This is a genomic window from Psychrobacter sp. AOP5-GZ1-6, assembly GCF_052376345.1.
Taxonomy (GTDB): Bacteria; Pseudomonadota; Gammaproteobacteria; order Pseudomonadales; family Moraxellaceae; genus Psychrobacter.
In genome coordinates, this window is record NZ_JBQSVP010000138.1 from 1 (window position 1) to 8124 (window position 8124).

5 protein-coding genes are annotated in these 8124 nt (G+C 41.7%); all 5 read right to left on the reverse strand.

The genetic code is table 11. From position 1 onward, the window contains the following. Positions 1 to 491: 491 nt before the first annotated feature. The 5 genes from ACT3RN_RS13215 to ACT3RN_RS13235 all read right to left on the reverse strand — a co-directional run bounded on the left by ACT3RN_RS13215 (position 492) and on the right by ACT3RN_RS13235 (position 8077). Entirely contained in the window at positions 492 to 1094 is a 603-nt protein-coding gene (locus ACT3RN_RS13215; RefSeq protein WP_192520389.1) for a class I SAM-dependent methyltransferase, read from the reverse strand. Between the two features lie 94 nt (positions 1095 to 1188). Next, on the reverse strand, positions 1189 to 1611 hold the full coding sequence (locus tag ACT3RN_RS13220; RefSeq protein WP_192520390.1) for a hypothetical protein: 423 nt from the start codon (positions 1609 to 1611) through the stop codon (positions 1189 to 1191). A 59-nt stretch (positions 1612 to 1670) separates the two neighbouring features. Further along, positions 1671 to 5975: an ATP-dependent RNA helicase HrpA gene (hrpA, locus tag ACT3RN_RS13225; RefSeq protein ID WP_225739293.1), complete on the reverse strand. Its 4305-nt coding sequence runs from the start codon at positions 5973 to 5975 to the stop codon at positions 1671 to 1673. 115 nt (positions 5976 to 6090) lie between these two features. Then, a complete protein-coding gene (locus tag ACT3RN_RS13230) occupies positions 6091 to 6849 on the reverse strand; it encodes a hypothetical protein (RefSeq protein ID WP_192520391.1) in 759 nt (252 codons plus the stop codon). Positions 6850 to 7288: 439 nt separating this feature from the next. Continuing rightward, positions 7289 to 8077, reverse strand: coding sequence for a metallophosphoesterase family protein (locus ACT3RN_RS13235; protein ID WP_192520392.1), 789 nt, complete (start codon positions 8075 to 8077; stop codon positions 7289 to 7291). Positions 8078 to 8124 lie beyond the last annotated feature (47 nt).

Below are 8124 nucleotides of genomic sequence, written 5' to 3' on the forward strand. Positions count from 1 at the left end.
CAGCAAGCATTTAATCTAAACGGCAGTTACACAGAATTCGGGATGGTCTCCCTATGCAGGCGTTCTATAATATTAATTAGCGTTGCACTTGGTGTGTTAATCTAAGTTTTTCTAACAGTGCTTTACATGCGCACTATAAATTGACATAAAACGATTGCATTATAACAACTACCTAATTGAAAATGTACACTTGTAATAATTTCTTATCAATCGCTTATAATAACACTAGAGAAAGGGGCTATATTTGCCTTTATAGCTATGTTATCCGACTTTGTATGAAACTCGTTAAAGCTACAAGCATATTAGGCTGAACGTTATTAAAAACCCGACAAAGGGCATTCAGTAAGTGATTATCTAGCTGACGATCTCCAATTCAAATAAGATTAACTATATAAGGCACAAGAGAACCATCTATACATTTCGCAATGTATCACCTTCGCTTAGCCTACATACGTAGCACTATCAGTTATAAAACAAATAAACTTCTGGTTTTAAATCTCTCTCTTACCAACAAACTGAACAACGGCACTCAACCCTTGATGACGTTTTCCTTCTGACACCATACGCAGCTTTTCAACACCAATAATCTCTGTAAGTCCTCTCAGTTCACTCTGAAAATTATCTAGCGATCCAAAGCGTTCTTTTTGACTGGCTGGTGGACCTCCAACAGCATCAGTCTCCAACTGTCGTTCTGTATAAGCTTCGACGATAAATACGCCGTTTGGCTTTAAAGCAGTGACTACCTGTGTATGTATATACTGACGCACTTTGTCAGGCACATGTGCCCATATAGACACAATGGCATCCCACTTATCTGTACCAAACTGGTAATCAGCTAAATCAGCCACTTGAGTGGTAATTGTCACTCCTCTGTCTTTAGCTAATTGTACCGCTTTGATCAAACCCACTTCAGACATATCCATCGCAGTGACATCATAGCCTTGCTCAGCTAAGAATACAGCGTTTCTGCCCTCACCCTCTGCTAGACATAATACACGCCCGCCTGCAGGTATCTGCTCAAACGTTTCTCTCAAAAAATCATTAGGCTCTGTACCGAAAGCAAATTCTGTGCCACTATAACGTTCATCCCACATTTTAACTGTCCTTTTTCGTTTTATTTAGCTTGTATAATAAAATACTCTACTCACACTGTCTCAGTTTTAGCATCACATCTTACCTGACAGACACCTAGTCAACCTCAATGTTCAATATCTTTACGCCATAATATACCTTTGTATCGCTTACACGCCCTGCACTAAACGTTGAAGAGTAATTCTTAGGACGATAACGAACGATTATTTCACTATCTTTATGATATAACGTGACTTCACAAATATTATTCTTTTCGTTCACTTTTTTACTAGATAAAATGTGTGTTGGAAATATAGCTTCTTCCTTTAGAAAACTTTCGTTAACGAATTGAGATGAGATGGTACTTCGCACCTCATTTTGATAAACATCAGCTAAGCAGTCTCTATTATGATATAGCTTCCATAGGTTTAAGAGCTCACAAACTAAAAAACCAAGAGCAATAATCATGATAATCTTGAGCAAAAAACCATTACTGCCTGTTTGTTCTATACCTTTACCTTTGTTACCACTATTACTCATCTTGCCTCACATGAGAAAAATCCATTTACAAATACATACTTCAGCGGTACTACACCTCCTTACCCCACCTTATCCCACATTTTACTCAGACGTTTCGGTGATACTGCTATACGCGTTTTCATTGGTTGAGCGAAGAGTTGAATACGATACTCCTCCACCATCCAACGATAGTCGCTAATAGCCTCTTTATCCGCACGTCCTGCAAGGCGCTCCATATGTAAATCTAGCGCATAAACGCCATCGAGATCCGCATCAAGATTATGTTCAAGGCGTTCAAGACGAATCTCTAGTGCTTCTAGATAGCGTGGATACTGCTGCCAATGGCTATAGTCCATTCGGTAGACAAAATCAGCCAAATGCAAATCCTCTAGCTGATCTTCGATATCTTCAATAGACTCACCGAATATCTCTCGATCTAACATCAATAAGCCTTGGCGAATACGCTGCCATCGGGTATAGACATTTTTGAGGGTCTTAATCACGCTTTGACCAGTCAATAAAAAGCTACCAGCCACCACTTCTAAGGTTTTTTCATATTCTGCTGAGGTAAACGGCAACTCCTCAGCAAGCGCTACCGCAGTATCATCTGCATTTTCGGGCAAGTCTGTACTATGATCAAACAATATATAGTGCTCTTCAAGCGCTGCATCTAATGCTGCATCGATAACAATCGTTTTGAGCTTACTCATATCACCAAGTGGTGCAAATGCCAATTTAAAAATGCTATCAATTTGACTGGTGAGCTGTTTTTTCTTTGCACCAAGCTTACTTTTAATTAGCGTTAATACCCCGATGCGGTGTGCCTGTAATGCTGCATTAACATCCGTATACTGATGGATTGATACCGCCTCACCTGCATCATCAGCGACCAATGCCGCAAACTGCTTCATCACCACGCCTGCGCTATGATGATTTTTACTAAAGGAAAAGTGCTCGGGAAACACAGTATGCGCGCCTTGCTGCTCATTGACTGCTTGACTGGTTTCACTGGCATGTCGAATCTGTAACGTTTGCAGGTCACGACCTTTTTCGATGATACGGTTTTTATCATCAACGACGCAGATTTGTGGCTGTAAGTAACGGTCAATCGTAGACGGATTAAACTTATCTGGTGTCACTGACATAATGCCGCGACGATTAAGCGCTTGGCAGAGTTGCTTCAGTAGTCCTTGTCCACCAGCAGGTTGTAACTCGTCAAACAAGCCATCAGCCGTATCGGGAATCGGTACGATCTGACGGCGAATGTCTTTGGGTAATGATTTTAGCAACTGTAGTACCAGCTCATAGCGCCAACCCGGCACACCCCACAACAGCTCGATCGCATCAAGCTGCGGCAACGCAACAAGCGGTACGCGAATGGTCACGCCATCATCATCACTTGCTGGATCAAAGACATAACGTAGCGGTAGTTTTAAGTCACCTAGCTTCCATACCTCTGGAAAATCTCCTGTGGTCGGCGCTTGGCTATTAAGTACATCCTCATCAGTAAAGAATAAATGCTTGCTATCTGTTTTTTCGATTTCAGCACGCCAATCTTCAAAAGTTTTACGACTGGCAATGTGTTCAGGGATTTTTTTATCATAAAACTGATACAGCGACTCTTCATCAACCAATAAGTCACGACGACGTAACTTGTCTTCAATGCGCTCAATGTCTGCAATTTTATCCATGTTGTGCTGTAAAAATGGCGCTTGACGACCCAAGTTGCCAGTGACCAAACCATCACGAATAAAAATTTCACGTGACTCGCTTAGATTGACCTGCTCATAATTGGTCAGCTGCTTACTGATAATAATCAAACCAAATAGACTAATCTGCGCGTAGGCTTTGACGCGACCTGTCTTTTTTGACCAATGCGGCTCAAAGTAGTGATACTTCAACAAATCACCAGCAGCGGAGATAATCCATTCTGGTTCAATCTTGGCCACCGTGCGCATAAAGACCTGAGAAGTTTCTACTACTTCAAAGGCCATCACCCATGGTGGTATTTGCTTAAATACTGTACTGGCTGGAAATATTTTGGTTTTTTGCTGGCGAGCTGCGAGATATTCACCACGATTTTCGGTCTTATGAGCAATAGTAGAGAGCAGACCTGTCATCAACGCACGATGCAAGTTGGCGTATTTAACCGCTTTTAGATCTTCGTCTTCGATCGCTGTCGGGTCATTGGTTGTTATTTCAGTAGTCGCTTTTTTATCCGTACCTTTTACATCATTAACATCAGTAAGTTTTAGATCAGTGACCATTTGTACCAGTTGGCGGTGCGTCTGACTCCATTCTCGTACGCGTGGAAAGCTCAGATAGTTTTTCTTGGTAAACTGCTTACGCTGATTGCCAGACAGCTTATTGCCGTGTTCATCTTTTTCGAACAGTGCTTTCCATAGGCTTAAATAAAACAAGAAATCAGAGTCATCTTGACGAAACTCTGCGTGCTTTTGATCGGCTTGTTGGCGCTTATTAGCAGGACGCTCACGTGGGTCTTGTACCGCAAGCGCGGCGACGACTATAAGCATTTCACGAATACAGTTAAAGTCAGAACCTGCAACCAACATTCGCGCCAGCCTTGGGTCAATTGGCATACGTGCCATCTTTTGGCCAGTCGGTGTCAGACGCAGGTGATCTAGACCTTTTTTGGACTTCGATTTATTGGATTTAGTCGCAGAAATAGCTTTATTTTTAGAAGCAATCGCCCCTAATTCATCCAGTAGCTTATGCCCATCCGTAACCAAGCGACTGTCAGGTGGCTCGATAAACGAAAAATCATCAACGCTACCTAGGCGCAAATTGGCCATTTGCAAGATCACTGAGGCCAAGTTAGTGCGTAAAATTTCAGGCTCAGTGAATTCAGGGCGTCCGCTAAAGTCTTCTTCGCTATACAGACGTATACAAACACCTGGCGCAACACGCCCGCAGCGACCTTTACGCTGATTGGCGGCGGCCTGTGAAATCGCCTCGATCGGCAAACGCTGTACACGCGAGCGGTAAGAATAACGAGAAATTCGTGCAAAACCCAAATCAATCACATAACGAATACCAGGCACAGTCAGCGCAGTCTCAGCCACGTTGGTCGCGATAACGATACGTCGGCCACGACCGGATGGCTGAAAAATACGCTGCTGCTCATCGTACGTCTGCCGCGCAAACAAAGGCAGCACTTCTGTATGCCTAGGTCCATGACGCTCTAACACCTCTTGTGTCTCACGGATCTCAGCTTCAGTCGCGGCAAATATTAAGATATCTGCTTGATCAGCATGTCCTTTGTTTTGGGCATCGCCAAAGCATTCTTCGACTGCGGCAACGATGGCGCGTGGCAAGTTTTCTTCAAAATCATCATAACTGTCATCATCAGAGCTGTTTACTGGCTCGTCGGTTAATGGGCGATAACGAACCTCAACAGGAAAGCTGCGACCCTCAACATTAAAGATTGGCGCAGGCACTTTACGTTTAAGTTTGGCATCGTAATGACTAAAGTACTCACTAAAGCGTTTGGTGTCTAATGTCGCTGAAGTAATAATCACCTTTAGATCAGGACGCTTGGGTAGCATTTTTTTGAGATAACCCATAATAAAATCGATATTTAAGCTACGCTCGTGCGCCTCATCGATAATAATCGTATCGTACTTACTCAAAAACCGATCATGCCCTAATTCGGCCAATAAGATACCATCGGTCATAAGCTTGACGACTGACTGTGCCGATCCTTGCTCGTTAAAGCGAATCTTAAAGCTAACGGTATTCCCTAACGGTTCGCCCAACTCTTCTGCAATACGGTTTGCCACGCTTCTCGCCGCTAGACGTCTTGGTTGCGTATGCCCTATCTGTCCAGTAATACCACGCCCTGCTAGCATCGCAAGTTTTGGCAACTGTGTCGTCTTACCAGAGCCCGTCTCACCAGCGACGATAATGACTTGATTATCGATGATTGCTTGTACCAAGTCTTCTGCCCGTTGGCTGACTGGCAGATCAAGGTTTAGCTTGGCTGGCAAGTCAGCAGGAATGCTATCTATACGTGCCTGCACCACCTGCTGTGAGCGGGTTTTTATTTTTTCGTACTGCTCGCGTTTTTTCGTTAACGCATCATTGGCTTTTTCATTATTTTCTTTTTTGCTAGACACGACAGCACGTGCCAGCTCTCGCTCTAGACGGCTTAAATAGTAGCTGTCTTTGGCAAGTACAGGCAAATCGTCAGCTATATGAGATTGAGTAGCTTCTTTATCATTGCTTAGTGTGGCGCTGTTTGATGTGATATTAGAATTTCCGTGAGTTATGCTATTACTTTCTTTATTCGGATTAGTGGTGCTATTGATTTGGCGAGCAGCATCTTCGTTAGATGCTTGTGTGATATTCTTAGAATTATTGGGCATATTTACTTAGGCTATTTATTATTTAAAAGTGTTTAGATTATGGGGGTAATTTGAGTGCGATTCAAGTTGGTTATGATGTTTGGTTACCAACCAAACATCATAACTAAAAAAGCTTTTACTGATATTCAAAGCGTTCAGTCAAAAGGTTTTCAAGCTCGTCAGTCATAGGTTTGAATTTAAAATGCTCTGGTTCCATTTGGTTAACTAAAGCACGCTGACCCTCCTTCATCGAAGTATCCTCACATAAGAAATAATTCATCTCTTTACCAGTAATGGCATTAATAATATAAAAGGCGGTATCACCGTCTCCATACTGTGTCAGATTATAGTAATTATTCGGATCCCGCATAGTGATACTAGTAGCATTGAGATATTCTACATAATAGGCATCTTCAGTAGCTTGCTGTGCTTCTAACTTCAAAGGGTTATCTTGAGTGGCAAAATAGTACTTGAGCATATAACCAATGTCACTATTTACTACATCCAAACGTAAATGCTCACCATCTTCCGTAACACATTGATATATTGTAAAGGGCTCGTACACACGCGGGTTGGTGGTTGTGTTTTCATCTTCCACACTTTCCCATTCCATGCCCATAATAGGGGCATCTAACATGATACCTCCCTCTTCAATCAATTTATAACCTATCGGTACGTCTTGATCATTTACCATAGCTTGAGAGCTTGATAACTCACTGTTATCTTCTATAGCATTTTCAGCCTCGTTACTTAACAATGCTGTCGTATCATCAGATTTTTCTGGTTTATTCTTGTTATTCAAAAACGCTACGGCCACTAGAACAACAAACAGTCCTATTCCTATTCCAATACCTGCAATAATCCACTTAAAAAATCCTTTTATAAAATTTTGCAAACCTGTCCGCCCTATTCTATTTTTATGAATGAGTTGTTTATTCGATAAACTTGTTAATTATCACGCCAATTTTTAAAATTCTTGATACTCAAATAGCTAACATATAGTCAGTCCTAAACAAAAGAGGCACAACCACAAATACGGGTTACATTTTTCTTGCTTGCTGTGCCTACGCAGACAGAGGCGGCTCAAAATGTAACCCATATCGCTGTATTTGCTTTATAGTGGATCGACTATATTCTTTATCTGCTAAATTAGTACCTACTACATCATTGATACCACCTATGGGTTCAATAACCAATTAAAGGTTTGATATCAGAGCATTCACGTTATATATATTATCTATACCTATTTCAAACTAATCATCAATATGTGAAGCAGCATCAAAAGGTGAGTTACTGTCTTTAACAGTAAACTGCTGTGGGCATAAATCGTTTCCTTACAACACACGCCCTGTTCTCAGTGCAAACGCCCAATCCTCACGACCATTCTGTGAGGCCAATTGAGCAGCCGCCTCATAATCATACGGTACCTGAATATGTTCGGTTTGCCAGCACTTCCCTTCCTCGGTATCGACAAAGCTAATGATTGCATAATTTGCATGAGGGGAATAGGTCTGCATTCTGTGAATATTAGGTAAGTCATCTTCGTAGGCAGGATAACCAACACTACCAGTGTTGATAACCATTTGATCAGTCGATAACTTTACCGTACGCGGAATATGGGTGTGGCCACATATGACAACCGCACTATCAATACCACTAAGCAATGCCAAAATATCTGTATCGCTACGTGCTCTCAGTTGACCTGTTTCTATATTTTCTAACAGATAAACCATATCGTCGGTTGGCGAGCCATGGCATAAGTAGATATCCTTACTTAAATGACAATCAAAAGGTAAATCTTGCATCCACTTAATAGCCGACTTAGGCAAGTCTTCGATAATAAAACTTAGTGTTGGATTACCCGCAATATCTGCCGCTGTCGCCTCATATATCTGCCTATCTTGGTTGCCACAAATGGTCATAATATCGTCTCGACATGTCATCAGCAGCTCATAAGTCGCTTTAGGTGCGATAGGTCCATACAAAATATCACCAAGATTGACGATTTGCTCTATATTACGACGTTTTATGTCTGCAAGAACCGCCTCTAAAGCAAAGATATTACTATGAATATCTGAGATTGCAGCGATTGTATTTATATGCTTACTGCTAAATTTTGTCATAGTAATTATCTGCTCTCATCAATAAAGTTTTATACAAATATTATAGG

Coding starts and splice junctions, on each gene's coding strand:
- ACT3RN_RS13215 (WP_192520389.1), bottom strand. CDS start 1,094: ATGTGGGATGAACGTTATAGTGGCACAGAATTTGCTTTCGGTACAGAG.
- ACT3RN_RS13220 (WP_192520390.1), bottom strand. CDS start 1,611: ATGAGTAATAGTGGTAACAAAGGTAAAGGTATAGAACAAACAGGCAGT.
- hrpA (WP_225739293.1), bottom strand. CDS start 5,975: ATGCCCAATAATTCTAAGAATATCACACAAGCATCTAACGAAGATGCT.
- ACT3RN_RS13235 (WP_192520392.1), bottom strand. CDS start 8,077: ATGACAAAATTTAGCAGTAAGCATATAAATACAATCGCTGCAATCTCA.